The organism is Kouleothrix sp. 19917, assembly GCF_057073505.1.
This window is the reverse complement of sequence record NZ_CP097099.1, coordinates 2,584,708-2,609,927: the sequence shown is the minus strand read 5'-3', so window position 1 is coordinate 2,609,927 and position 25,220 is coordinate 2,584,708. Positions and strand designations below refer to the sequence as shown.

Sequence of the window (25,220 nt, the reverse complement as noted above, 5' to 3'; positions counted from 1 at the left end):
ATCAGCTTAATATACGAATATACAGGGCACAATTTTATTGATACGCTATGCCTAGAAAGATAAATAGGCACGAGGCAAGGATCTATGAGATGGTGAAAATTCCCATAGCAATTCTTGATCGCAGTAAGTCATTTTTGCACCTGCTGGTGTATGTGCTTCAACAGCGCGATGCAGCTGAAGTAGCAGTAGTCGCTGCGGCAAACGATATACCTGCGCTGATCGAACAAGCGGACGTTGCGCCAGCTATTGTACTGATCGGGCTCAGCGTTCCAAACCTGATCGACCCGGCAATGATTCAGCAGCTGCGCCAGCACTGGCCGCAGGTTGGCATCATTGCGCTGAGCTGGCTCGATGACGAAGAGTACGTTTCACAAGCCCTGGCAGCTGGCGCACATAGCGTTGTTTCAAAAACACAGCTCGACACAACCCTGCTGCCCGCGATTCGCAAGGTTGCCGCAAAACAACACAGCCGGACACATGGCGAAGAATATGGTGGGCGGCAATCGGCATAGCGCTGCTGAGAATACACTGCCACACTGGAAGGTAGCCTTATGATCGCATCGAACGATAACCTGCACCATGCTTCACATAATGGCAACGGCACAGCGCATATGCCTGGGCGCATCCCGGCGAGTGAAGCAAGCGAGCTTGAGCGGCTGTATAGCGCAATCATCGAATCGAGCGATGACGCAATTATTGCCAAGCGGCTGGATGGCGTGATTATCGCCTGGAACCCGGGGGCCGAACATTTATATGGTTTTACGGCGCAGGAAGCAATTGGCAGCAGTATCGAGATCATTGTGCCCGAAGATCGCCGCAATGAGATCTGGACGATCATCGAGCGCATCCGTAATGGCGAGCGCGTGCATCATTTCGAAACGATGCGCATGCATAAGCATGGCTACCTGCTCGATGTGTCGCTCACGGTTTCGCCCGTCTGGTCGCCCGATGGGCAGGTGAGCTGCGTGTCGATTATTACGCGCGATATCACCCGGCAGAAGAATGCCGACCAGCTCTTCCGCACAATTGTCGAGGCATCGCCTAACGGATTTATTATGGTCGATGATGCGGGCAGTATTGTGCTGGTGAATACCGAAGCCGAGCGGCAATTTGGCTACCCGCGCTCCGAATTGCTTGGCAACCCGGTCGATATGCTTGTGCCCGCTCTGCTGCGCGACACCCACAGCCAGCACCGCGCTGGCTTCACCGCCGATTCGGCACAGCGCATGATGGGGTCGGGGCGCGAGCTGCATGGGATGCGTAAGGATGGTTCAACCTTTCCTGTTGAGATCGGCCTGAATCCCATCCATGTCTCTGATGGCGTGCATGTGCTCAGCGCAATTGTCGATATCTCGAAGCGCGTGGAAGCCGAACGCATCGTGCGCGAAACCGAACAGAAGCTGAGCACCATTGTCGATTTGCTGCCGGTGGGCGTGGCAATTTTAGATCAACAGCGGAATATGATCTATTCCAACCCGGCGCTGGCCAAAATCGTCAACCTGCCACCCGGCACGCCCGACATGCCTGAGTATCGGCAACGAAGCTATGTTCAAAGCGATGGGACGCCGATGCACCCAGAAGAATTTGCCAGCAATCGTGCGCTGCGCCAGATGGAAACTGTGTACGACGTTGAAACAGGCATTATTAAAGAAGATGGCACCGTAACATGGACAAACGTGAGCGCAGCGCCAGTCAGCTTTTCCGATTGGCGTGTCGTTATTGTGACGACAGATGTCACTGAGCGCAAAAATGCACAGGATAACCTGCGTTTTCAAGCATGTTTGCTAGAAAATATTTCGGATGCTATTATTGCAACCAACCTCCACGATCTTATCACCAACTGGAACGCTGCTGCCGAAGAATTATACGGCTGGACGAGCGAGCAGGCGCTGGGCATGGCAATGGCCGACGTGCTGCGAACTGAGTATGTTGATACTGCGGCTGCGCAGGTGCAGGCCGAGCTGAAGCAGAAAGGTTCGTGGCGCGGCGAGGTTGTTCACTACCGCAGCAATGGCTCGCCGCTGAATATTCTGAGCTCGGTGGCGCAGCTCAAAGATGCAGCAGGCGAAATCATTGGCCTGGTGCTCGTCAACCGCGATATCACCGAGCGCAAGCGCACCGAAATGGCGCTGCTTGCCCAAACACAAGAATTGCGGCGCTCGAACGCCGAGCTTGAGCAGTTTGCCTATATCGCCTCGCACGATTTGCAAGAACCACTGCGCATGGTGGCAAGCTACACCGAGCTGCTGCGCGAACGCTATGCGGGCCAGCTCGACGCGCGGGCCGACAAGTTTATTAACTATGCGGTCGATGGCGCGCGGCGCATGCAGCAGCTCGTCAACGATTTGCTCAGCTACTCGCGCATTGGCACGCAGGGCAAAGCATTCGAGCCAACCGACACCGCTTTTGTGCTGAAGCGTGTGCTGGCCAGCATCGCGCTCAGAATTCGCGAAACCAACGCGCAGATTACCTATGGCCATTTGCCCATGGTTATGGCCGACCCTATTCAAATCGGCCAGCTATTTCAAAATCTCATCAGCAATGCGATCAAGTTTTGCGGCGACAAAGCGCCCGAAATCGTCGTCAGTGCGCAGCAGATCGATCAGAAACTGTGGCAGTTTAGCGTCGCCGATAATGGGATCGGCATCGACAGCGAGTATGCGCAGCGGATCTTTCAGATCTTCCAGCGCCTGCACGAGCGTAATACCTACCCTGGCAGCGGCATTGGCCTGGCCATAGCAAAAAAGATCGTCGAGCGCCATGGCGGCCGGATCTGGTTTGAGTCAGAAGCCGGGCAGGGATCGACTTTCTACTTTACGCTGCCAGGGGTAGAAGAGAAGTACTCATGATGCTGCGACCAACAACCATTCTGCTGATCGAAGACAACCCGGCCGATGCCGACCTGGCGCGCGAAACGCTTGAGCTTAACAAGCTGTTTCTGCAACTGTTTGTTGTGACCGATGGTGTGGAGGCGCTTGAATTTCTGTTCCAGCGCGGGAAACATACATCTGCCGTGCGCCCCGACCTGATTGTGCTCGATCTCAACCTGCCGCGCAAGGATGGCCGCCAGGTGCTCGAAGAAATCAAGCAGGATGACGATATCAAACGCATCCCGGTTGTGGTGCTCACTTCGTCGGATGCCGAAAACGACATTGCCCGCAGCTACGATTTAGGTGCAAACTGCTACGTTACCAAACCGCTTGATCTCAAGGCGTTTCAGGCGATTGTGAAATCAATTGAGCAGTTTTGGTTCACGATTGCCAAGCTGCCACCGCGTGATGGAACCAGTTCCGCATAAGAGGCGAAACAATGGACGCAGATCTGCAAACGTATATATTACTGCTGGTGGAGGATAGCTCTTCCGACGCAGAACTTGTCGCTGAAATGCTTGCCGATCATTCGGCCAAACAGTACGATATTCTCAAAGCAACGACCATCTCCGACGCCATTCACCGGCTCGAAACCACGCAGGTCGATATTATTTTGCTGGATCTGCACCTTCCCGATGGCGAAGGATCTGGCTCAGTGAAAGTGATACGGGCCGCCGCGGGAAATATCCCTATTGTGGTGCTGACAGGCATAAACGATGAAGAATTGGCGCTTGTATGCATCGACGCCGGCGCGCAGGATTATTTGGCGAAAGAAGAAATCCGGCCGCAAACGCTGCGCCGCGCGATTGGCTACGCGATCACGCGCCAGCGCGAAGCCCAGATCCGCGAGCTGCAGCAAACGATAGGGCGCATGCGCCAGCTTTCGTCGGGGAGTGCGCGCACCCAAACCACCGCCATGCTTACCCTGAACGGCGCGGTGCGCGAGCGCCACAGCGGCGCATTTAGCCAGCTTGTTGACGACTATAACTCAGTAATGGGAACCTATCTCGATCATCTCATTGTATACAAAGAAAAGCCGCGCGATCAGATGGAACTGCTGATTACGCGCCTGGGCGACCTGGGGGGCGGCCCGCGTGACCTGATGGATGTTCACGTTGCTGCGCTCGATGCGAGTGTGGCGAAACAAAATGCCGAGCGCCGCCGCGCGCTGGCAGTTGAAGGCCGGCTACTGGCGCTTGAGATGATGGGGCTGCTGGTCGATTACTACCGCATCGGGCAGCGGCGCCGTTTTCTATAAGGAAATACCCCTATGAAATACCGACTTCGCCTGTTCATAACTGGCTACACCTCGCACTCGCGCCGCGCGATCGAGAACCTGCGCCAGATCTGCGAGCGCGATTTGCGTGAAATGTACGAGGTCGAAGTGATCGATATTCTTGAACACCCACAGCTTGCCGAAAACGAAAAAATCATGGCGACTCCAACGCTGGTGAAGAAGCTTCCTGAACCGGTGCGCAAGATCATTGGCGATCTCAGTGATCGTGAAAAAGTGCTGCTTGGGCTCGATTTCTTCCCAACCAAGCCTGCGTCACCAGCAAATAACCAGGAGGAAATCTGATGGCAACAATACACCAACTCTTGCCAAAGATGCGAACCGGCATCGCCGGGTTCGAGCAGATTACCAATGGCGGCTTGCCCGAAAACCGCAGCACGCTGATCTCGGGCACGGCTGGCAGCGGCAAAACCGTTTTTGCCCTCCAGTTCCTCGTTTCTGGCGTCTCCGACTTTGGCGAAAACGGCGTCTTCGTCACCTTTGAAGAAACTCCTGACGACCTCATGCGCAACGTCGTTTCTTTCGGCTGGGATCTGCAGGCCATGGTCCGCGACCACAAGATCGCCGTCGTCGACGCCACCCCCGAGCCCGGCGAGGTCACCATCGAAGCCGGTGCCTACGACCTTTCTGCCCTGCTCGCCCGCATCGAAAACGCCATTCGCCAGGTCGGCGCCAAGCGCGTCATTCTTGATGCCGTCGGTGCCTTGTTTCCGCAGTTCACCGATGCCAACGTTGTCCGACGCGAGTTGCACCGCATCCACGCCGGCCTGCGCATGCTCGGTGTCACCACCCTGATCACCATGGAGCGCACCGGCGAGGAAGCCGGCATTGGCCGCTTTGGCGTGGAAGAGTTCGTGGCCGACAATGTCATCCTGCTGCGCAATCGCATCGACCAGGAAAAGCGCCGCCGCACGATCGAAATCCTCAAGTTCCGCGGCTCGACGCACCAGAAGGGCGAATACCCCTTCACGATCGACGCCGAGGACGGCGTGATGATCATCCCGCTGTCGGCGATCGAGCTGAAGCAGCGCTCGTCGCAGATCCGCGTGTCGTCGGGCGTGCGCGAACTCGACACGATGTGCGGCGGCGGGATGTACCGCGACTCGATCATCCTGACCAGCGGCGCAACCGGCACGGGCAAAACGCTGATGGTGACGCAGTATATCAAGGCGGCGATCGAGGCGGGCGAGCGGGCGATCCTGTTCGGGGCGGAAGAAAGCCGCGAGCAGCTGACGCGCAACGCGGCGTCGTGGGGGGTGGATTTCGAGAAGGCCGAGCGCGACGGGCTGCTGAAGATCATCTGCCGCTACCCGGAGATCATGGGGCTGGAAGACCACCTGCTGCACCTGAAGCGCGACATCAAGACGTTCGAGCCGAAGCGGGTGGCGGTGGACAGCATGTCGGCGTTCGAGCGGGTGTCGACGCCGAAGTCGTTTCGGGAGTTTGTGATCGGGCTGACGAGCTTCATCAAGCAGCAGGAGATCACGGGCCTGTTCACGAACACGACGTCGATGCTGATGGGCGGGGAGACGATCACGGAAACGCACATCTCGACGATTACGGACACGATCATCCTGCTGCGGTATGTGGAGCTGCACGGGGAGATGCGGCGGGGGCTGACGGTGCTGAAGATGCGGGGGACGTGGCACGAAAAAGACATCCGCGAGTATGTGATCGACAACCAGGGGATGCACATCCGCGAGCCGTTCCGCGGCATTCACGGCATCCTGAGCGGCACGCCGGTCTACTCGTATGCCGAAGAGCGCCAGCGCCTCGGCGGCATGTTTGGTTCCTCGCCGCAAAAGACCGATTAACCAACTATTCTGCGCCAATCGGGCCGAAGGCACGGCTGCAAGCCGCTGCCCTGGTTTTGTGCCCCCTGCTGCAAGCAAACTAATTGCTATGAATTTGCTAGGCAAAAAAGGCCGCGATATCGATACAATATCACCGGGCGTCTTTTGCACAAACCTAAACTATGTACGTAAGCCAATGCGCGTAAGTCGGCGTTCAAGCTCCTGGATGGTTTGGTTCCAAGCGTTCGCGAATTGTGCTACCTACCTGAGGATGCCTTACTATGCAACAAAACGTATATCGCCTGCTGCTCATTGAAGATAACCCTGGCGATGCAGACCTGATCGCCATGCATCTTGCAGAGATACCAGGCTACGAATTCGAAATTTCTCAGGCGAGCAGCCTGCAAAGCGCGCAGCAAATCCTCAGCCAGGCTAATCTCGATGCCGTTGTGCTTGATCTTTCGCTGCCCGACTCTTCTGGCATGGAAACCCTGCGCCGTGTGCGCGCAATGCGTAGCGATATCGACTTCATCGTGCTTTCGGGCTCATATTCCGAGGCGCTCAGCCAGCAGGCACTTGCGGAAGGCGCGTGCGATTTCATTAGCAAGAGCGAGACATCTGCGAAGATGTTGATCAATAGCCTGCTGTATGTGCTCGAACGGCAGCGCGCGATCAAAGGGCAGGAGCAACTGCTGAAATTGCTTGCTGCCAACCCCGATGCGGTGATTGTCGTTGATTTGCAGGGTATTGTGCGTTTTGTAAACGAAGCCGCGCTCATCTTGTTCGGGCGCAGCCGCGAGGATTTCGTTGGTGAGCTGATCGGGTTTTCGACCAGGGAAGGCGAGGTCTCGGAGATTGAAGTGCGGCGCGGCGATAAACTGCGCATTGCCGAAATGCATGTGGTGAGCCTTGAGTGGGAAGGAAAGCCGGCCTGCCTCGCTTCTATCCGCGATGTAACCGAGCAGAAAAAGCTGGCTAACCAGCTTCAGCAATCGAGCAAGATGGAGGCGTTAGGTCGCCTGACCGGTGGTATTACTCACGATTTTAATAATATTCTGACGTCGATCCTGGGCAATGTGCGGCTGGCACAGATCGATTCGCCGCGCAACCACAATGTTCAGGAAAGCCTGGGCGAAATCGAGCGCGCCGTCGAGCGGGCCAGCGAACTGCTGCGCGAGATACTTCTGTTCAGCCGCCAGAAGGAACTAAAGCGCGAGCCAACCCACCTGCCGCCGCTGGTGCAGGAAGTGGTGCGTTTTGTGCGGCCCACGCTGCCGCCCAACGTTCATATCATCACCAACTTCGCCCCACAGCTGCCCGCGACTCTGGCTGACCCGATTCAGCTGCATCGTGTGCTCATGAACCTTGCGACGAATGCTGTCCATGCAATGCGCGAACCTGGCGGTCGGCTTGAGATATCGGTGAGCGACACGAATATCGACAGCGACATGGCCAGCCACATGGGCGATTTAAAGTCGGGCCACTATGTAACACTGGAAGTACGCGATACCGGCCACGGCATGGATAAGGAAACGCTTCAGCACATTTTCGATCCGTTCTTTACCACCAAGCCGATGGGCGAAGGAACGGGGCTTGGCCTTTCGGTGGTCCATGGCATTGTTCGCGATCACGGTGGCGCAATAAGTGTGTATAGCGAGCCTGGCAAGGGCACGCAATTCCGCTTGTATTTTCCAGCCGCCAATTTCGCTGGCCAGCGCGTGCCAAACCAGGCAAGCCAGGCGCCAAGCGGCCAGGGCAAGCATATATTGTATGTCGACGACGAACAGGCGCTTGTTATGCTTGGCCGGCGCATGCTCACGCGGCTTGGCTATGTGGTGACGGGCTATACCGACCCGGCGGCGGCGCTCCAGGCATTCGAGCTCAGCCCAGAGCAATATGATGCGGTGATCACCGATCTTTCGATGCCAGGGATGTCGGGCTTTGCGCTGGTGCGCGCGCTGCGGGCGGTGCGCGCAGATGTGCCGATTATTATGACCTCGGGCTATGTGCGCCCCGAAGACGAAACCAACGCTCGCCAGCTGGGTTTGTATGGCATTTTGCTCAAGCCGAACACGCTCGAAGACTTGAGCCGCCTGCTGAATGAGGTGTTTCATAGTTCGGGAAACGGGCAGGCTTCCGATAGCCTGCAAATGTCGCAGTCGGTTCACGGTTCGACACAATACGTCACGTATAGCCCAGAGCAAAGCGGTTGAGCCACAGATCGCGCACAAAAGCAACTGATACGAAGTACAGATGATTACTTCTGAATTGTCATGCTGCGCAACGCTCCGCTCTTCCCTGGCGCACTGAGCAAGCGCTGTTGGACGGAGCGTGAGCGCAGTTTTTGGTATTTGTGAGAAACGACAAAACGTGGCGGTCGGGGCGGCATTGCCGCCCCGACTTTGCTGTTTGTAGGCGGATGGCGCAGATTGTGCTACGCATAGATTGCTATGCAAACATTTGTGCATTAGGCAGAATATGGTATTATTAGTGGGCCAAAATACTTCCGTTGCTAATGCTTCGAATTTGGCGTCTGGTTCAGCAAAACCGCGTTTGCCCGAGTGGGCCGTGCCGGTGCCCGCCCTGCTCTTTGCGCGGCGGTGCGCAGGGCACCATCCGGTGGGCGCGCGCGGCAGATTTCGCTGGTGTCGTCTGCGCTGTGGGAGTTCGTGTACGGAGTGGGAATGCGGGACGTAGCCATTTGCGATGGTGTTAGTGGCTTAAACGCATGATACTTCGCCAACGAAACAACAAGCCTTTTTGGCTGCTGCAATGCCCCCGCAGCGATCTTCTTCCTGCGTTTGCAATCAAGCTCTGCGCCCCAGGCTTCTTGTACGCCCGCCGCCATGCTGTATCTGCTTGCTCTTTCTTTGCGGCATACTCGGCGCTGCTGATTGCCCGGCTTTGCCGGGGCAGAGCGGGTGCCTTGTGCAAGCCGGCACACATATTGCCTGGCTCCGATACCACGGAGCCGGGTCTGCTGCGTTCTGAGGCCTGGGGCGATTTGCAAAACGACGAGCCATTCATGAGCTGGCGAGAAACGCGCTGTAGCGTAGAAAATGCAACTGCCTCCTGCTTTCTGCCAACCGCAAACTGCTTTGGAGCATTGCACGCGAGGATACTCTATGTCGATGCCTGATCGTAATGAGCCAGTTGATCTTACCAACTGCGACCGCGAGCCAATTCATATTCCTGGCCGTATTCAACCGCACGGCGTGCTGGTTGCGCTTGCCGAAACTGATCTGCGCATCCTTCAGATCAGCGCGAATATTCAGGTTCATATTGGCAGAGAGCCTGCCAGCATGCTGGGCCAGCCGCTGGAAACGCTCGTACCGGCCCAGTATGCGGCCTACTTGCGCAACACCATCGCGCTCGAAAATATCGACGACAACCCGTTATATCTCTGGACGGCGGAACTCAATGGGGCCGCCCAACGATACGATGGCTTGATCCATCGCCACCAGGGTGTGCTGATTCTTGAGCTTGAGCCGGTGCTGCCTGGCACGGGTGGCCCGCCCGATTTCTACCGTATGGTTCGTAATGTGGTTGGCCGGTTACAGCAGGCGAAAGGCTTTCAGCCGTTCTGCGATGCAGTTGCGCGCGAGGTTCAGGCGCTCACCGGCTTTGACCGGGTGATGGTGTATCGTTTCGATGAAGACGGCCACGGCACCGTTATCGCCGAAGCCGTCACCGCCGGGCACGAGTCGTTTCTGGGCCTGCATTACCCCGCTTCCGATATTCCCAAACAGGCGCGCGCCCTGTACCTGCGCAACTGGCTGCGCCTGATTCCCAGCATTCACTACGCGCCGTCCGATATTGTGCCAACGCTGACGCCCGGCACCGAGGCGCCGCTCGACCTGAGCTACGCGGTGTTGCGCAGTGTGTCGCCTATTCATGTCGAGTATCTTTCGAACATGGGCGTGGGCGCGTCCATGTCGATCTCGCTGGTGCGCGACGGCGCGCTGTGGGGCCTGATTGCGTGCCACCACTACGCGGCGAAATTTCTGCCGTTTGAACTGCGTGCTGCCTGCGAGTTTCTGGCGCAGGCCGTATCGCTCCAGCTTGGGGCAAAAGAAGACGGCGATTTCCACACCTACGAGCTGCAGCTGAAAGACACTGGCGCGCAGCTGGTGCAGCAGATGGCCCAGGCCGAAAGCTGGCGCGCTGGCCTGATGCGCGGCAGCACAACCCTGCTGAATCTCTTCGATGCGGGCGGCGCGGCGCTGTCCTTTGGCGGCGAGCTTGAGACGCTTGGGGCCACGCCTGCCGAGGCCGATATTCACACGCTGATTGGCTGGCTGGGCAGCACGACCGACGATGTCTATGCAACCAATACCCTCGCGCGCGATCTGCCAGCCCTGGCGCACTGTGCCACCGTTGCCAGTGGCGTGCTGGCCGTGCCGATCTCGCGCGAACTGGGCGAGTATCTGCTGTGGTTCCGCCCCGAAGTGCTGCAAACCGTCAACTGGGCCGGCGCCCCCGAAAAAGCCGTCACGCTGAGCGACGACGGCGTGCGGCTGAGCCCGCGCAAATCGTTTGCGCTGTGGCAGCAAACCCTGGCGCAGCACGCCCTGGCCTGGCAGCCAGCCGAAATGGCCGCAGCAGCCAGGTTGGGCAACACCCTGCGCGGCGTCATCCTCAAGCGCGCCGCCGACATGGCGATTTTGAATGAAGCCCTGCAGCGCAGCAATGTCGAGCTCGATGCCTTTGCCTATGTTGCCTCGCACGACCTCAAGGAGCCATTGCGCGGCCTGCATAACTACGCGCACTTTCTGCTGGAAGATTACCAGGACAAGCTCGACGACGAGGGGAAAAATAAGCTCGATACACTGGTGCGGCTTACCCAGCGCATGGACGCACTGCTCGATTCGCTGCTGCAATACTCGCGGGTCGGGCGTGTCGATCTGCTGTTGCAGACGGTGAATTTAAATGCCTTGCTTGCCGAAGTTGTGGAAGTGCTTCGTTTGCGCATGGACGGTGTGCAACTGCGCGTGCCGCGCCCGCTGCCAACAGTGAAAGGCGACGCAGTGCGCCTGGCCGAGGTACTGCAAAATCTGATTGGTAATGCGGCAAAATATAACGACAAGCCCGAGAAGTGGATCGAAGTGGGCTACCAATCGCCCGACGAGCAGCAAGGCGCAGCTCGCCAGCGCCAGCACGTGATCTATGTGCGCGACAATGGCATCGGCATCCGCGACAAGCATTTCGAGCCGATTTTCCGCATTTTTCGGCGGCTTCATGCCCGCGATCGCTTTGGCGGGGGCACGGGCGCTGGTCTCACTATTGCTAAGAAGATCGTCGAGCGTCACGGCGGGGCGATCTGGCTGGAATCGACACCCGATCTTGGCACGACATTCTTCTTTTCAATTCCGGAGTAAGCGATGGAGGCCTCTGCCGTGCAGCATACACTGCTGATTGTGGAAGATAGCGACGAAGATTTTGAAGCCGCCAGCCGGGCCTTGCGCAAGCTGGGCGTGCCGGTGGCGATCACGCGCTGCACCGATGGAGACGACGCGCTCGATCTGCTGCACCGGCGCGGCGTGTATGGCAACCTGGCCGGCACGCGCCTGCCTGGCCTGGTGCTGCTTGACCTGAACCTGCCCTCCACCGACGGGTGCGAAGTGCTGGCCGAAATCAAGCGCGATGCAACGTTAAAATCGATCCCTGTTGTAATTTTAACGACTTCGGCAAACCCAAAAGATATTGAAGTTTGCTACCGAAATGGCGCAAATAGCTACTTAGTAAAGCCTGTTAATATGACATATTTCACCAAAGTGCTCAAACTCGTGTACGACTACTGGTTTGGCGCAGTGATATTGCCGGAAGCGCGGGCCTAACAAATATGACGAATCTTTCCTATTCCGTTCTTATCGTCGACGACACGCCCGAAGATCGCATGATGTACCGGCGTTTTCTTGCCCACGATCCCGACGCTTCCTACACCTTTCGCGAGGCTGGCTCGGCCGACGAAGGGCTGGCGCTGTGCCGCGAGCACGCCCCCGACGTGGTGCTGATCGACTTCATGCTGCCCGACGAAGATGGCCTGGATCTGCTCGAAAGCCTGCTCGGCGAATTTGGCCCGGCGCGCTTCGCTATTCTCATGCTCACTGGTACTGGCAACGAAGATGTTGCCGTCGAGGCAATGAAGCGCGGCGCGCACGACTATATGGTCAAGAGCGTCGGGCTTCAGCAGCGCCTGATCCTCGCCATCCACAGCGCGCTCGATAAGGTTGCGCTTCAGAAAAAAATTGAGCAGCAGCGCCTCGATCTCGAGGCCAGTAATCAGCAGCTGCAGGCTGCGCTCCAGGCCCAGCAGGCCAGCGCCGACCAACTCCACCTGGCGCTGCGCGCGGCACAGATGGTAACCTGGGAGTGGGATATTTCCACCCGGCAACTGCGCTGGAGCGAAGGTTTTGCCGAGCGTGTCGGCATGGCCTCCGATGTTATTGGCGGCGACTTCGAGCTTTTTTTTGGCTTGCTGGCGCCCGAGTATCGCGAAACGACCCGCCTGCGCCTCGAGCAGGCCGTGGCAAGTGGCACGCTCGACGAGGTGGAATTCAGTCTGCGCGCGGCCGACGGCAATACAATTTGGATGCTGGCCAGTGGGTACACGCAGCGTGATGCGAGCGGCGCGCCTGCCCGCTTGATCGGCATTGTGATGGACATTACTGCGCGTAAGCAAGCCGAGCTTGAGCTGCGGCGGCGCGAGCATGAATACAAAATGCTGGTGGAAAATGCGCCCGATATTATTGCGCGCTTTAATCGTGATTTGCAGCATATTTATGTGAGCCCAACTGTCGCTCAGGCCACTGGTATGCCGCAGGAAGCGTTTCTTGGCAAAACCAACCGCGACCTGGGCATGCCCGAGCCCCAGTGTGCATTATGGAATACACACTTGCGCGCGGTCTTTGCAAATGGCCAGCCCGAGCGCATGGAGTTCGATTTCCAAACACCTGAAGGCCTGCATCATTACCAGGCCACGATTGTGCCCGAGCGCTCGCCTGATGGCGAGGTCGCAACTGTGATGAGCGTTGCGCGCGACATCACCGACTACAAAACGGCCGAGCGGCGCTTGCGCTTTCTTGCCGATGCTAGTACTGCCCTCGCTGGCTCGCTCGATCCGGTGACAATGCTCACGAATATGGCGCAAAGCACGATCGCGTACTTTGGCGGGGCTTGCGCAATCGACCTTGCCGACCAAAACGATATACGTGTCGCAGCCATTGCGCATCACGATCCGGATATTGCTGCCTCGTTCACCGAGATGCGGCAGCGCTACCCGGTGCGCGCCGAGAGCAGCCACCCGGTAGCATACGTTTTAAAGCACGGCCAAAAACTCGTCGTCGACACTATTCCTGCGCAGATTATTGCCGATAATATCTACGACGGTGAACATGCGCGCATATTCCACAAACTCCAGCCTGCCTCGTTCCTGATGGTGCCGCTGATCGTGCGCGAACGGACCGTTGGCGTGCTCGAGCTGTATGCGCTTGGCGCGCCCCGCCACTACAGCCCCGATGATCTGATGACGCTTGAAGAGCTGGCACGACGTGTCGCGCTGGCGCTTGATAATGCGCAGCTGTATCAGGAAGCGCAGGAAGCACTGCGCGAGCGCGAAGCGTTTATCTCGATCGCCTCACACGAGATCAAGAACCCACTTACCAGTTTACTGGGCCGTGCGCAAATGCTTCAGCGGCGCCTGGCACGCCTGCCCGAGGCAGGCCGCGCCCAGGACGACGCCGAGATTATTGTGTCGCAGGGTTTGCGTATTAGCTCGCTGCTTACCGACCTGCTCGATGTGTCGCGGCTGGCCAGCGAGCAGCTGACGATCACGCGCAAGCCGCTGGAACTGACGGAGCTGGTGCGCAATGCGGTGGCAAGCTTGCAGGTTTCGGCACCCGGCTATTCTATCGCATTGACCGGTGGCGATAGCCTGCTCTGGGTGGACGGCGATGCTGGCCGGCTCGATCAGATGCTGCTGAATTTGATCGGCAATGCCATTAAATACAGCCCGGCGGGTGGCACGATACACGTTGATGTGCGTGCGGCACAGAACAGTGCTCAGATCGCCATTCGCGACGAAGGCATTGGTATTCCTGCCGACGCGCTGCCGCATTTGTTCAAGCGTTTTTACCGTGTTTCGCGCGAGTCGGTGCAGCAGGTTTCGGGCTCGGGCATTGGCCTGTATGTGGTCAACCAGATCGTGCAGGGCCACGGCGGCGTTATCACTGTTACGAGCCAGGAAGGCGTGGGCAGCACCTTCACTGTGCAAATCCCGCTGGTTCAGTAAGCTGGCCGCGCGCCCGCCCTGGCTGTTGCGCATGGGCGGGCGTTTTTTTGCGTGTATGAATGCGCTAGCCTGGCTCGGCAACCCGGCGCAGGGTTTGCGCGCCCAGCGCAGCGTTGCGGGGGTTGTCGACAATCCCGCTGTCGAGCAGGATGAGCCCAAAGGCCAGCGCCCAGCCACGGGCGCGCAGCAGCGTGGCGGCCGACACCGGGCCGTAGGCACGGAGCGCTGCCTGCCGGGCCGCCACGCTGCCGAACAGCATCCACAGCACCGACAGATCGGTTGCCGGGTCGCCGGCTGTGATGTCGCCCCAGTCGATGATGCCACTAATGCGCCCTTTTTCTACCAAAATATTGCGCGTGTGGAGGTCGCCGTGCAGCCAGCCTGGCGCTGCGTCGATTGGCGCGGCGAGGGCAGCTTGCCAGAGCGCAAGCAACGCTGGGGTGATGTGTGTTGTGGTTTGCGACAGCCGGTCGATGCGCACGGCAGTTGGGCCGGCCCGATCCTGCAGCGGGCCACCGCGCACCGGGTTGGTCGGCGCATTGGCGGGGGCGGGCCGGTGCAATGCCCGCAGGAATGCACCCAAAGGCGCGGCCTGTGCTTCGGCTGGCGGGTGCAGGTCGGCCGCCTCGCCGTGGAGCCAGGGCAGCACGCTCCAGCGCCAGGGGAAGCCGCCGCCTGGCACGCCCGTGCGCAGCGGCGCGGGAATGGGCAGCGGCAGGTGGGCGGCAAGCTGCGGCAGCCATGCCTGCTCGTGCGCGATCAGATCGGCGGCAGCGGCGCGGCGCGGCAAACGCACCACCAAATTGCCGCCCAGGCGGAACATTGCATTGTCCCAGCCGGCCGCAAACTCCTGCACCGGCAGCCCGGCCAGGTCGGGGTGCTGTTCGGCGAGCAGCGCGCGCACCAGCCCGGCGTCGACAGCGACTTCGGCGGCGGGCGTGCCGGCAGCAATGTTGTGATTGTGTGCGCTTGTCACAGGCGCTCCTTATTACTCTGGAAAGAAAGTTCTTTTCTGCAACGGGCAAGCTTCCAGGAAGCTCATCTGGCTATCAGATTGAAGCAAGACTGGCTTGAGCTTCCTGGAAGCTGAGTGCAAGGAAAGTTATGTTCCAGAGAACTTATGTTTCAGGAAACCTGATTGTACCAGAGGCAGGCAGCGGCAGCATCCCAGGGCACACCGGATGCGTATGGGATCATATCGCTGCCCGTGCGCCGCGCGGTTGACAGGCGCTGCGCTTTCGGGTATGCTCAACGGCGCAAAAATCGCAAGGACGGGCACGCTGTGCGTCCCGCAGGATACGTCTATGAGCCAGCTCCCCGTCTCTCCGGCGCTGCTTGCCGATCTTGATCGTGTTGAGCAGATAATCCTTGAGCGCGTTCAGCCGCGCCTGGCGGTGATACGCGCCGCCGGCCAGCACATCCTTACCTCAGGCGGCAAACGCATTCGTGCCACGCTGACGCTGCTCGCGGCCCAGCTTGGCGAGTATGATATCGAGCGCGTGCTTCATTCTGCCGCCGCCGTCGAGCTGATCCACGCCGCGTCGCTGGTACACGACGACCTGGTGGATCAGGCTGCCCGCCGGCGCGGCGAGATGACCGTACACACCCGCTGGGATGGCGATGTGGCGCTGATGGTGGGCGATTATTTTTTTGCGCTCGCCGCCGCCGAGATGGCGCTCGCGCCCGACCCGCGTATCATTGGCTTTTTTTCGCGCGGCGTGATGACGATCTGCGAGGGCGAGCTTTCGCCAGTGATGAATGTGACGCCGCTGGATGTGGCGATGGAGCAGTATCTTTACAAGATTGGCTGCAAAACTGCTGCGCTTTTCGAAGCAGGCTGTAAGGCTGGGATGGTCTGTGGCGGCGGCACGCCCGAGCAGATCGAGGCGCTCGGGCGCTTTGGCTACGACCTTGGGCTGGCCTTCCAGATCGTCGATGATGTGCTCGACTATGTGGGCGACGCCTCCACGCTTGGCAAGCCCGCCGGCAACGACCTGCGCGAGGGTACGATCACGCTGCCGCTGATCTATGCAGTTGATGCGGGCGCTAACCCCGCGCTGGCAGAGATCATCGACCGGCAGGCGCCTGAGCCCGCAAGCGTGGAGTGGGCGATTGACGAAGTGCGCCGCCTCGGCGCGGCCGACCGCGCGCTGGCCGATGCACGCCACTACGCCACAAGCGCGCTTGCGCACCTCGATGCCTTCCCCGAAGGCCCGGCACGCCAGTCGCTTGGCGATATTGCGCAGTTTGTGATCGCGCGCATTTCCTGATTAATATTGACATAATAGAAATTCCGCGAGAACAAGAAGACCAGGAGTAGCACTGCTGCCCCTGGTCTTCTTGTTGCGCTGGGTTAAATAGTGTGAGCGCGCTAGTGCAAAATCGAGAAAGCGATGCTGAAAGCGCGCTAGCGTTGCTGCGCCGCCCGAGCATCATCGTCGAACAGATCGGCCATGGTGGGCGAGCAATCGCAGTTCGCGTTGTTGAGCAGCGGCATGCCCCACGATGTCTCGATAGTGCGGAGCAGCGAATAATGCGAGTATGAAAATGGTGAACGATAACCCGGCTTGACCAGTGGCGAAACCACAATTGTGGCAATATGCCCGCCCTCGGCGTGCAGGCAGCAGCCAGTTTTGTCGCTTGTATCGCCTTCGTCGTAGGTAATGAACAGCACGCCATCATCGCGCCAGGCCGGCGAAGCAGTTATTTTGCTGACCCAGGTTTGCAGCCATTTGTCGCCTTCGCCCATAGCGCAATCGTGGGTGCTGTTGCACATATTCGGCGTGATCCAGCTGTAATTCGGCAGGGTATTGGCGCTGAGATCTTTCGCGAGCTCGGTAAAAGGCACGATATTCTTGCAGCGCGCCGGGTTGTTGCGAATGTTGTCGTAGTAGATAAACGGGTTGTGCTTTTGCCGGTAGAGCGGCTGGTCGTCGCCAACGAAGCAGGGTCGCGGCATGTTTTCGATATACGCCTTCCAGGTGCGCCCGGTGGCCTCGATCTGGTCGGCTATATTTGCCTGATCGAGCGTGCAGTCGATACAGTTTTTGTCGATGCCAAACGTATCGCCGCCAGTGAGCGAGATATAGTTCGGCAGGCTGGGGTGGCGCGTGCCGTAGTAGTTCGTTGCGACGGCATACTGCTGCGAAAGCTGCTTGAGGTAGGGCATGGCATCGCTGTTCAGAACATTCCCGTAGTCTTTGTTCTCCATCATAATGATGAAGACGTGCTTGAAGTTTGGCACCAGTGCGGCGGCATTGGCAGGGCGGCGATCGAACTGGAACAGGCGGGTGAGGCGAGAGAGCTTGGAGCGTGGCGCAAGCGCCAGACCCGCGACTACGACAATTGCAACGGCAACAACCGCTGCGATCGCCAGCGTCGTTCGGCGATGTGTCATGGATGTCTTTCTAGCATACAACAAATACGACCAGATTGGGAACCAACCGGCAGGCGCGCAACATCGCGGCGCAAGGCGTGATGGATGACAGACTACGGGCAAGATCCTGCATTGGCAAGATCCGTTCCTTAATCTTCCGAACAATTATTGACATGTGTGTCGTACGAATGCGGGTCGGATAGTACTACGCAGTGTATCACCAAATGGATCTCACGTGTGCAGGAATGCGCTATGCTATACTGTCGGCTATCAGCGCACCGAGCAAACCGCACTGCCGAGGAGCACGAATGGCAACCTACCTGGAATACCTTGCGCCGCGCCTGAGTGGCGATAGCCGGCTGAACGACACGATTGCCGTGCGGGATGGGCGCGTCGTCTTTGGCGGCCACGTCGATCTGCTCGGGCTGGTTGAGCAGTACCGCGCGCCGCTCGAAGTGTCGTTTTGCCCGCTGATTACGCGCCGCATTGCGCAGATGCACGACTATTTTGCGCAAGCACGTGCTGCCACCAGCTACGGCGGCGATTTTGTGTATGCCTACGCCACCAAGGCAAACTTTGCCGAAGAAGTGGTGCGCACGGCGGTGGCATCGGGCGCGCACTACGAAACCTCTTCGGCGTTTGATGTGCGGATCGCACACCGGCTGTGGCGCAGTGGCGTGCTGCCTGCCGGGCGCTTTATTTTCTGCAATGGCTCGAAAGAAGCCGCCTACATCGCGGCGATTCGCGACTTGCGGATGGCTGGCTGCGCCACTGTTGTGCCAATTCTCGACGACCCGCAGGAGTTCGATCTGCTGGCCGATTGCCCGCTGCCCCTGCTGCTGGGCGTGCGCGAGCGCAAAGACGCCGCCAACATGGCGAGCGGCATCACGTATGGATACGACCGCTTTGGCATGACGCCCGAGGAAATGGAGCGCCTGGCCGCGCGCGTGGCCGAAACGCCGCACCAGATCGTGCTCTACCATTCCATGGTCGGTAGCCAGCTCGAAAATCAGGACTACTGGGCGACCGAGCTGCTGGAGTCGCTGGCGGGCTATGCGCGTTTGCAGCCGCACGCGCCCGCGCTGGCCTACTTCAATTTCGGCGGCGGCATGCCCACCGGCGCCTACGATCTCGATTTCCACTTCGACTACGCGGCCTTTGCCACGCGCCTGCTGCGCGAGGTGGCCGGCTGGTGCGAGAATGCTGGCATTGCGCACCCCAGCCTGGTGGGCGAGTTTGGGCGCTACAGCACTGCCGACCACGGCGTGCATATCTTTCAGCTTGGGCGCGTGCGGCCCGGCCAGCCCGGCAAGCCGCCCTGGTATCTGCTCAATGGCAGCCTGATGGTCGCGCTGCCGGATATTCTGATCGTCGAGGGCCAGCACTTTATCTGCCTGCCGCTCAACCACCTCGATGCGCCGGCCGGCCCGGTGGTGCTGGGCGGGCGGCGCACCTGCGACTCCGACGATTTCTACCCGCGCGGCGATATGGAGCTGGTGCTGCCGCTGGCCGATGAAGCGGCGCAAAGCCCGCTCTACATTGCCTTCTTTGGCACCGGCAGCTACCAGGCCATGCTGGCGGGCGAAGGCGGCGCGCACCACTGCCTCGCGCCCGAAGCGCCCAAACTCATCATCGAGGCGCAGGGCGAGGGCTTCAGCACGCGCGTGATTGGCGAGCAAAGCTGGGAAGACGTGCTGAACGAGCTGGGCTATCGGTAGGAGTTGCAGGTTGTGAGGTTGCGGGTTAGAAGGTTGTGAGGTTATGAGGTTGACGACGGGGCGTATTGCATACGCCGGCTCGTTGCAGGTGGCGGGGTGAAAGTTTGCGGGCCTTATCCCAAAGCCCCAGACCCTAAACCCTCATGCGGTCTGGGCGTATAGCAATACGCCCCTCGCCGGTTCTGCGTTAGGCACACACAATGACACAAGCGACATTCACTTCTTCACCGGCGCGGCTGGTGCTGGCCGATGATCACGCAGTGGTGCGGGCCGGCATTGCCAACGCCCTGCGCGAGCTGCCAGATATTGCGATTGTGGGCGAGGTCGGCGACGGCCAGGCGCTCCTGGCGATGCTCTACCACGCCCAGCCCGACGTGCTGGTGACAGACGTAACCATGCCCGATTTCGAGCCGATCGGCGGCATTCGCCAGATCCGCGCAGAATTTCCTGCCCTGAAAATCCTGGTGGTGAGCGCCTACGACGACGACGTGTATGTGCAGGGCTTGCTTGGCGTGGGCGTGAACGGCTACCACCTGAAAGATCAGCCGCTGAGCGATTTGCGGCTGGCGGTGCAGCGCGTGCTGGCCGGCGAACGCTGGGTGTGCAGCCCGCTCGTTGAGAAATTGGTGCGCTACCGCGAAACCGCGCCGGCCGTGAGCCTGACCGCCCGCCAGCGCGATATTCTGCGCTGCCTGCGCGATGGGCTCGACAACAATGCGATTGCGCGCCGCACCGACCTGAGCGTAAAAACGATTGAAAATCACCTGACGCGCCTGTATCGCCAGATCAATGTGCAAAGCCGCCTTGAGGCCGTGAGCTACCTGCACCACCACCCCGAGCTGCTGGGCCTGCCCGATGCGCCCAACAGCTCGGCGGCCAGCCCAAACGAAGCCCCCGGCGCGCACCAGCTCGCGCTGCTGATTGTGGACGACAACCTGCGCTACCGCACGCAGATGCATCGCCTGCTTGGCAAAACCTGCCCGGCGGCAACGATCTACGAGGCCGAAAATACCCAGCGCGCGCTTCAGCTTGTGTCGGCCACGCACCCGCGGCTGGCGTTTGTCGATGTGGTGCTGGGCGACGAGCATGGGATCGAGACGGCGCGGCAGATTCACGCGCTCTCGCCATCCACGCGCATCATCCTGATCAGCGCCTACCCCGACCGCGAGTTTCATCGCCTGGGCCTGGCCGCTGGCGCAATCGCCTTTCTCGATAAGAAAGACATCGATGCGGCGGCGCTGCGCGAGCTGATCGACGATTTGATCGGCTAGGCGCAGATTTTCCATCAGGGCAGAAAGGCACTCGTACAGCTCAGGCAAACGCAACACGCTACGCGCCCGGCCGGCAACGGTCGGGTTTTTTGTTGCGTGGAATGTTTGAAGGGGTGGAATATCAGGAGGCGGCGGGGAGGAGGTGGTGCGTTTGGTGATCCCCACTGGATTAAAAAGCCGGGGATAATGCTGAAGCTGTGTTAAGCATATAACGCTGAAATTTGAGATTTCCGCATCAGCGTATACAGCTTTGGGACGCTATATTTTCCTGGTTGACCTTTCCCTCAACCTATGCTATAACTACTGACACGCCGATTGGCTGGGGCTGGGGGCAATGGCCAATCGGTGCTGAGCCAAGCGGCGCACACAGCAGGCGCGCACGCAACCTCTATGCTACGTCTCCGCGTCCCGCCTGTCAAGCGCTATTCGTCCGATTCGTCACGGTGCAGGTCTATGCCTGTTCGCCGCGCATTCGTGTGTCCGGCGGCAGGCTCAGGGAGGCAAATATGGAGATTGGCGCGGTGTTCAGCCCGGCGGGCGACTGGCCGGCGATTGTGCGCGCGGCGCGTGTGGCCGAAGATGGTGGCCTGGCGTCGATTGGCTTCTGGGATCACTACCACTCCGAGCGCCCGGAATGGGCCTATGTTGCCGGCTGGTCGGCCTATGGCGCGCTGGCGGCGCTGACCAGTCGCATTCGGCTGGTGCCGATGGTGCTGTGCCGCCTGAACTACACGCTGGGTGTGCTGGCGAAAGAAAGCGCCATGCTGTCGCTGGCGAGCGGCGGGCGCTTTGAAATGGCGATTGGCGCGGGCGACTACCCCGCCGAGTATCGCGCATGGCATCAGCCCTTTCCCGCCGCCGCCGAGCGCGTGGCCGCGCTGGCCGAGCACATTGCGGCGCTGCGCGAGCTGTGGCGCGGCGGCTCGGTGACGGTCGCGGGCGAGTACGTTCAGCTCACCGATGCAGCCTGCACGCCAGTGCCGCCAGTGCCGCCGCGCGTGGTGGTGGGCGTGGGCGGCTCGCGGCGCTTGCTTGCCAGCGCGGCTACCTACGCCGACGAGATCAATATCTACAGCGAGCCAGCCATGTTCGAGCAGGCCCGCGCGGCGCTGCAGGCGGCCGGCCGCGATGTGCCGATCTCGGTCTATTTGCACTGGTACCCCTGGCCGGCCGACCCGCGCGCGGAACTGGCGCGCTGGGCCGCGCTTGGCGCAAGCCGCGTATTCGTCAGCATGGGCTACGACCTCGATCTGGCGGCGCGCACGGCTGAGCTGGCCGAGCTAAACGCGGCGATGTGAGTAGAGATACGTTCACCGCAGAAACGCACAGGCACGAATATTTATTGCCAAAGGGAATATAGTTGAGCCACAGAGCGCACTGAGAGCACTGAGAAGGGTAGCCCCAACTCGGTGATCTCAGTGTTCTCCGTGGCCCAGCACTCTTGCCCGAAAATCGCGTCGTGCAGCGTTTACTTCATGAGCCCGCCTGCGACTACATGAAGGAGATGCACTGATGCGCGTGATATTGTGCGCTGCTGCGCTGCTGGGCGCGCTGCTGCCGCAGCCACGCCCCATCGGCGCGGCATTTGTGCCAGTTTCGCCATCCGACGTGCTTGGCTCCAACCTCGTGATCGAACCCACCAGACTGGTCTTGTCGGATACGGTGGCGGTATGCCCCTGAGCAGCGCCGTGGCACGCGATTGGCTATAAGCTGCGGCAGAGCGGCTACGTGCAGTGGGGGGTGCCATGCGTGCGCGCTGGATGAATTTCTTTGGGCTGCTGAAGGAAGCGGGGCTGAAATGGCGCGCCGACAATTGCCTGCGCCTGGGGGCCTCGCTTTCCTATTACACACTGTTTTCGCTTTTTCCACTCATTCTGGTTGTGCTGGCGCTCATCCAGCTTATGATGCGCAATTCCGATGCGGGGCGCGAAGCCATCCTGAATGCCCTGGCGCGCGTCACTGGCGGCTTCCGCGACGAATTTGTGCAAACCCTGACGGCGGCAGCGAAAGCCCGCCAGATCACGGGCGTGTTCGGCGGGGCTGTGCTGCTGCTGGGCGCGTCGTGGGTGTTTGGCGAGCTGGTAAGCGCGTTCAATATCATCTGGGGCTTGCAGGCACCCGAGCGCGGCGCGGCGTGGGACTTCCTGCGGGCGACGATCTTTTCGTTTGCGCTGGTGCTTTCGGCGGCGTTTCTGCTGCTGGTTTCGATGATGGTGAGCGCGGCGCTGACGATTGTGGGAACGTTTATGGCGGAGCTGCCGGGCGGCACGCTGGCGTGGGGCATTGCGCACGGCATTTTCAGCCTGCTGGTGCTGACGATGATCTTTGCGCTGCTGCTGAAATACCTGCCCCAAACCAATGTGGCCTGGCGCGATGTCTGGCTGGGCGCGGCAGTAACGGCGACGCTGTGGATCATTTTGCAGATCGGCATTGCCTACTATATCGCGCTGAGCGGCTATGGCGATTATGGCGTGGTGGGTGGTATTCTGGCGCTGATTGTGTGGGTGTATCTTTCGTCGCAGGTGCTGTTCCTGGGCGGCGAGTTCACGAACTGCTATGCGCGCCGCTATGGCAGCCGCGCCGCCGAGAATGTGGGCGCGCTGTTCGACGCACACCCGCCGCAGGATGTGCCGGTGTCGCCGTAGCGCGGCACGACCGTGAACGGGCGAGCTACCGAAATCGCTAAAGCCAACACCTTTCAGATAAGGCGACCCGGAACGATTGCAACGAGGACTCGAAGGCACAAAGGGCATGAGGATGCAACAAATTCTTGGAATCTTCGAGTCTTTGTGGCTATTTGAAAGGTGTTGACCTTAAGTATTCTGGAAAATAAATTCCCTCGTACTCAGCTTCCAGGAAGCTGAAGCTAGTTTTGCTTCAATCTGGTAGCCAGATGAGCTTCCTGGAAGCTTGCCCGTTGTAGAAAAGAACTTTCTTTCCAGAATACTGAAGCTCCTACGCCGGCACCTGCGCAAGAAACGCATCGTAGGCAGCGATGAACTGCTCGGGCGTTTCGAAATAGGGCATTGCGCCGGTGGCAAACTCCGCGACCGTCCAGTTGCCGCGCGCTGCCAGCATGGGCAGCCCCCCATAGTCCGTGAAATCGCCGCGCACGCCGTGGGCTGCGAATACCGGCATCTCAAGCGACTCGTAGACGCGACTGATGTCGGCGCTGAACAGCAGGCCCGACACAAAGGCGAACGGGGCGCGCTGCGCGCCGGGCTGGTGCGCGCTCAGGTAGCCATATTCCAGCAGGCCCTCATCGACTGCCGCATCCGAGCCAAAGGTTTTCGCCAGGAAGAAGCGCATGCTGGCGCGGCTGGTCAGCGCGTCGTAGAATGGCCGGCCAAGCGCGCTGAACACTGCCTTTGTGGCAGTGCTGCCACGCACGCTGCCGGGCGCGCCATACCATGTGTCGTTTTTGCCCGCGCCGGTGGGGGCTACCAGCGCCACAGTATCGAAGCGCGTGGGGTGCTCGCTGGCGGCGCGTGCCAGGAACTCGCTGCCAAGCGAAAGCGCCAGGGCATCGACTTCGTCGGCGCCGGTGTCGCGGCGGATCTGGTCGAGCATGGCTACGATTGCATCGACATACAGGCGCGGGGTGTAATCGCGCGCCGAGCGCTCGGAAAAACCAAAGCCGGGCAGATCGAGCGCGTAGACATGGCGCGAGCTGCAGTAGTGCTCGTAGAGCGGCAGCATCTCGTAGGCCGAGGCAGCCGCGTTGATGCTGTGAACCAGCAGCAGCGGCTTGCCGCGCCCGGCGTGGTAGTAGCTGATGCGCCCGGCTGGCGTGGTAATCTCGCGCCGTTCGCCCGAAAGCGCCGCCGGCAGCATCATGGTGTGGTCGATGGCAAGTTTGCTATATGCAATGCCGGCGAGCGCCGCGGCCAGCGGCGTGCCCAGCACTGCGCCAGTAAGGGTGCGCTTCTGCGATTTTCGTAACCTCATCACTTCGCTCCTCGTCTGTATTTCTCGTTATGGCCTGTATATCAACAAGTGTTCCATGCACTCTTGCCTGGCGCGCCACCTGGGAAAGGCAGGGCCAGACAGCAGGGCGCTCGATTGCCGCAGGCGTTTATTTTCTCTAATGAATACGGCCAGTGCCGGACGCGCGGATGGGTTGCGCTGGCGGCACCATCGAAAGGAGCATGTATAATGACCATGAATTCTGCGCAGCCGGAAATTGTTGCTGCCACGAACGAATTGCTGGCAAGCTGGCGCGGCCAGCTGGGGATGCTGCTGGAACTGCAGAATGCGCTGCCGGTTGCGCAGCTTCCCGCCGAGGTGCCGGTAAACATTGCGCGGGCGCGCCGCGAAATTGCTGCGGTGAAGGAGCGGCTGCGCGGCTGGGGCGAAACAGCCGAGGATGAAGCTGCTGACGCTGAAACTGCCGATCCACATGAGATTGCGCACACGCTCCAGCTCCACGCCATCTATCGCCGCAACCTGGCGCAACTCAACGCGCAACGCGCCCAGTATACCGAGCGCGATGTGCCGCTCTATATTACAAACGGCATTGCCGAAGCCGGCGCGCACCTCGCCCGGGCCGAGGCACAACTGCGCGTGTGGGGCGTGCCATTTGACGGATAATTCGGCACATGGCTTGCT

General features: G+C 59.9%; 20 protein-coding genes. 17 read left to right on the top strand and 3 right to left on the bottom strand.

Going from position 1 to position 25,220, the window contains the following annotated elements; translation table 11 throughout:
* Window positions 1-47: 47 nt before the first annotated feature.
* The 10 genes from M1P90_RS10615 to M1P90_RS10570 all read left to right on the top strand — a co-directional run bounded on the left by M1P90_RS10615 (window position 48) and on the right by M1P90_RS10570 (window position 14,247).
* Window positions 48-512 (top strand): response regulator, encoded by a 465-nt coding sequence (locus M1P90_RS10615; protein WP_483702591.1) that lies wholly within the window; start codon window positions 48-50, stop codon window positions 510-512.
* Between the two features lie 39 nt (window positions 513-551).
* Entirely contained in the window at window positions 552-2,849 is a 2,298-nt protein-coding gene (locus M1P90_RS10610) for a PAS domain-containing sensor histidine kinase (protein WP_483702590.1), read from the top strand.
* Window positions 2,846-3,298, top strand: a complete 453-nt coding sequence (locus M1P90_RS10605; RefSeq protein WP_483702589.1) for a response regulator — start codon at window positions 2,846-2,848, stop codon at window positions 3,296-3,298. Before M1P90_RS10610 ends, M1P90_RS10605 begins: the two co-directional genes overlap by 4 nt.
* An 11-nt stretch (window positions 3,299-3,309) precedes the next feature.
* A complete protein-coding gene (locus tag M1P90_RS10600) occupies window positions 3,310-4,128 on the top strand; it encodes a response regulator (RefSeq protein ID WP_483702588.1) in 819 nt (272 codons plus the stop codon).
* 12 nt (window positions 4,129-4,140) lie between these two features.
* Complete coding sequence (kaiB, locus tag M1P90_RS10595) at window positions 4,141-4,449, top strand: circadian clock protein KaiB (RefSeq protein WP_483702587.1); 309 nt, start codon at window positions 4,141-4,143, stop codon at window positions 4,447-4,449.
* Window positions 4,449-5,978 (top strand): circadian clock protein KaiC, encoded by a 1,530-nt coding sequence (kaiC, locus tag M1P90_RS10590; protein ID WP_483702586.1) that lies wholly within the window; start codon window positions 4,449-4,451, stop codon window positions 5,976-5,978. The genes kaiB and kaiC overlap by 1 nt, the downstream gene beginning before the upstream one ends.
* Window positions 5,979-6,238: 260 nt before the next feature.
* Complete coding sequence (locus M1P90_RS10585) at window positions 6,239-8,170, top strand: ATP-binding response regulator (RefSeq protein ID WP_483702585.1); 1,932 nt, start codon at window positions 6,239-6,241, stop codon at window positions 8,168-8,170.
* A 912-nt stretch (window positions 8,171-9,082) separates the two neighbouring features.
* Window positions 9,083-11,335 (top strand): ATP-binding protein, encoded by a 2,253-nt coding sequence (locus M1P90_RS10580; RefSeq protein ID WP_483702584.1) that lies wholly within the window; start codon window positions 9,083-9,085, stop codon window positions 11,333-11,335.
* Window positions 11,336-11,353: 18 nt separating this feature from the next.
* Entirely contained in the window at window positions 11,354-11,794 is a 441-nt protein-coding gene (locus M1P90_RS10575) for a response regulator (protein WP_483702583.1), read from the top strand.
* Between the two features lie 5 nt (window positions 11,795-11,799).
* A complete protein-coding gene (locus M1P90_RS10570) occupies window positions 11,800-14,247 on the top strand; it encodes an ATP-binding protein (RefSeq protein ID WP_483702582.1) in 2,448 nt (815 codons plus the stop codon).
* A gap of 64 nt (window positions 14,248-14,311) precedes the next feature.
* On the opposite strand, the gene M1P90_RS10565 is transcribed toward M1P90_RS10570, so the two are convergent.
* Complete coding sequence (locus tag M1P90_RS10565) at window positions 14,312-15,223, bottom strand: aminoglycoside phosphotransferase family protein (protein WP_483702581.1); 912 nt, start codon at window positions 15,221-15,223, stop codon at window positions 14,312-14,314.
* A 328-nt stretch (window positions 15,224-15,551) separates the two neighbouring features.
* Here M1P90_RS10565 and M1P90_RS10560 point away from each other — a divergent pair, with 328 nt between their 5' ends.
* On the top strand, window positions 15,552-16,517 hold the full coding sequence (locus M1P90_RS10560; protein ID WP_483702580.1) for a polyprenyl synthetase family protein: 966 nt from the start codon (window positions 15,552-15,554) through the stop codon (window positions 16,515-16,517).
* A gap of 137 nt (window positions 16,518-16,654) precedes the next feature.
* Here the strand turns inward: M1P90_RS10560 and M1P90_RS10555 are convergent, their stop codons facing one another.
* Complete coding sequence (locus tag M1P90_RS10555; RefSeq protein WP_483702579.1) at window positions 16,655-17,644, bottom strand: alkaline phosphatase family protein; 990 nt, start codon at window positions 17,642-17,644, stop codon at window positions 16,655-16,657.
* Window positions 17,645-17,931: 287 nt separating this feature from the next.
* Here M1P90_RS10555 and M1P90_RS10550 point away from each other — a divergent pair, with 287 nt between their 5' ends.
* The 5 genes from M1P90_RS10550 to M1P90_RS10530 all read left to right on the top strand — a co-directional run bounded on the left by M1P90_RS10550 (window position 17,932) and on the right by M1P90_RS10530 (window position 23,257).
* Window positions 17,932-19,341 carry a type III PLP-dependent enzyme domain-containing protein gene (locus tag M1P90_RS10550; RefSeq protein ID WP_483702578.1) on the top strand — a complete coding sequence of 470 codons (1,410 nt, stop codon included), beginning with the start codon at window positions 17,932-17,934 and terminating at the stop codon, window positions 19,339-19,341.
* A 200-nt stretch (window positions 19,342-19,541) separates the two neighbouring features.
* The gene (locus M1P90_RS10545; RefSeq protein ID WP_483702577.1) at window positions 19,542-20,612 is read left to right on the top strand and encodes a response regulator; all 1,071 of its coding nucleotides are present in this window, start codon (window positions 19,542-19,544) and stop codon (window positions 20,610-20,612) included.
* A gap of 506 nt (window positions 20,613-21,118) precedes the next feature.
* Entirely contained in the window at window positions 21,119-21,910 is a 792-nt protein-coding gene (locus M1P90_RS10540; RefSeq protein ID WP_483702576.1) for an LLM class flavin-dependent oxidoreductase, read from the top strand.
* Window positions 21,911-22,124: 214 nt separating this feature from the next.
* Window positions 22,125-22,292 (top strand): hypothetical protein, encoded by a 168-nt coding sequence (locus M1P90_RS10535; protein WP_483702575.1) that lies wholly within the window; start codon window positions 22,125-22,127, stop codon window positions 22,290-22,292.
* A 65-nt stretch (window positions 22,293-22,357) separates the two neighbouring features.
* On the top strand, window positions 22,358-23,257 hold the full coding sequence (locus tag M1P90_RS10530) for a YihY/virulence factor BrkB family protein (protein WP_483702574.1): 900 nt from the start codon (window positions 22,358-22,360) through the stop codon (window positions 23,255-23,257).
* Between the two features lie 310 nt (window positions 23,258-23,567).
* Here M1P90_RS10530 and M1P90_RS10525 read toward each other — a convergent pair whose 3' ends face one another.
* Entirely contained in the window at window positions 23,568-24,560 is a 993-nt protein-coding gene (locus M1P90_RS10525; protein WP_483702573.1) for an alpha/beta fold hydrolase, read from the bottom strand.
* A 207-nt stretch (window positions 24,561-24,767) separates the two neighbouring features.
* On the opposite strand from M1P90_RS10525, the gene M1P90_RS10520 reads away from it, so the two are divergent.
* Window positions 24,768-25,202 (top strand): hypothetical protein, encoded by a 435-nt coding sequence (locus tag M1P90_RS10520; protein WP_483702572.1) that lies wholly within the window; start codon window positions 24,768-24,770, stop codon window positions 25,200-25,202.
* The last annotated feature ends 18 nt before the right edge of the window (window positions 25,203-25,220 follow it).

What these genes read in the sequence shown, in the direction of transcription:
- M1P90_RS10615 (WP_483702591.1), top strand. Translation starts at nt 48, where the DNA reads ATGCCTAGAAAGATAAATAGGCACGAGGCAAGGATCTATGAGATGGTG.
- M1P90_RS10610 (WP_483702590.1), top strand. Translation starts at nt 552, where the DNA reads ATGATCGCATCGAACGATAACCTGCACCATGCTTCACATAATGGCAAC.
- M1P90_RS10605 (WP_483702589.1), top strand. Translation starts at nt 2,846, where the DNA reads ATGATGCTGCGACCAACAACCATTCTGCTGATCGAAGACAACCCGGCC.
- M1P90_RS10600 (WP_483702588.1), top strand. Translation starts at nt 3,310, where the DNA reads ATGGACGCAGATCTGCAAACGTATATATTACTGCTGGTGGAGGATAGC.
- kaiB (WP_483702587.1), top strand. Translation starts at nt 4,141, where the DNA reads ATGAAATACCGACTTCGCCTGTTCATAACTGGCTACACCTCGCACTCG.
- kaiC (WP_483702586.1), top strand. Translation starts at nt 4,449, where the DNA reads ATGGCAACAATACACCAACTCTTGCCAAAGATGCGAACCGGCATCGCC.
- M1P90_RS10585 (WP_483702585.1), top strand. Translation starts at nt 6,239, where the DNA reads ATGCAACAAAACGTATATCGCCTGCTGCTCATTGAAGATAACCCTGGC.
- M1P90_RS10580 (WP_483702584.1), top strand. Translation starts at nt 9,083, where the DNA reads ATGTCGATGCCTGATCGTAATGAGCCAGTTGATCTTACCAACTGCGAC.
- M1P90_RS10570 (WP_483702582.1), top strand. Translation starts at nt 11,800, where the DNA reads ATGACGAATCTTTCCTATTCCGTTCTTATCGTCGACGACACGCCCGAA.
- M1P90_RS10560 (WP_483702580.1), top strand. Translation starts at nt 15,552, where the DNA reads ATGAGCCAGCTCCCCGTCTCTCCGGCGCTGCTTGCCGATCTTGATCGT.
- M1P90_RS10555 (WP_483702579.1), bottom strand. Translation starts at nt 17,644, where the DNA reads ATGACACATCGCCGAACGACGCTGGCGATCGCAGCGGTTGTTGCCGTT.
- M1P90_RS10550 (WP_483702578.1), top strand. Translation starts at nt 17,932, where the DNA reads ATGGCAACCTACCTGGAATACCTTGCGCCGCGCCTGAGTGGCGATAGC.
- M1P90_RS10545 (WP_483702577.1), top strand. Translation starts at nt 19,542, where the DNA reads ATGACACAAGCGACATTCACTTCTTCACCGGCGCGGCTGGTGCTGGCC.
- M1P90_RS10540 (WP_483702576.1), top strand. Translation starts at nt 21,119, where the DNA reads ATGGAGATTGGCGCGGTGTTCAGCCCGGCGGGCGACTGGCCGGCGATT.
- M1P90_RS10535 (WP_483702575.1), top strand. Translation starts at nt 22,125, where the DNA reads ATGCGCGTGATATTGTGCGCTGCTGCGCTGCTGGGCGCGCTGCTGCCG.
- M1P90_RS10530 (WP_483702574.1), top strand. Translation starts at nt 22,358, where the DNA reads ATGCGTGCGCGCTGGATGAATTTCTTTGGGCTGCTGAAGGAAGCGGGG.
- M1P90_RS10525 (WP_483702573.1), bottom strand. Translation starts at nt 24,560, where the DNA reads ATGAGGTTACGAAAATCGCAGAAGCGCACCCTTACTGGCGCAGTGCTG.
- M1P90_RS10520 (WP_483702572.1), top strand. Translation starts at nt 24,768, where the DNA reads ATGACCATGAATTCTGCGCAGCCGGAAATTGTTGCTGCCACGAACGAA.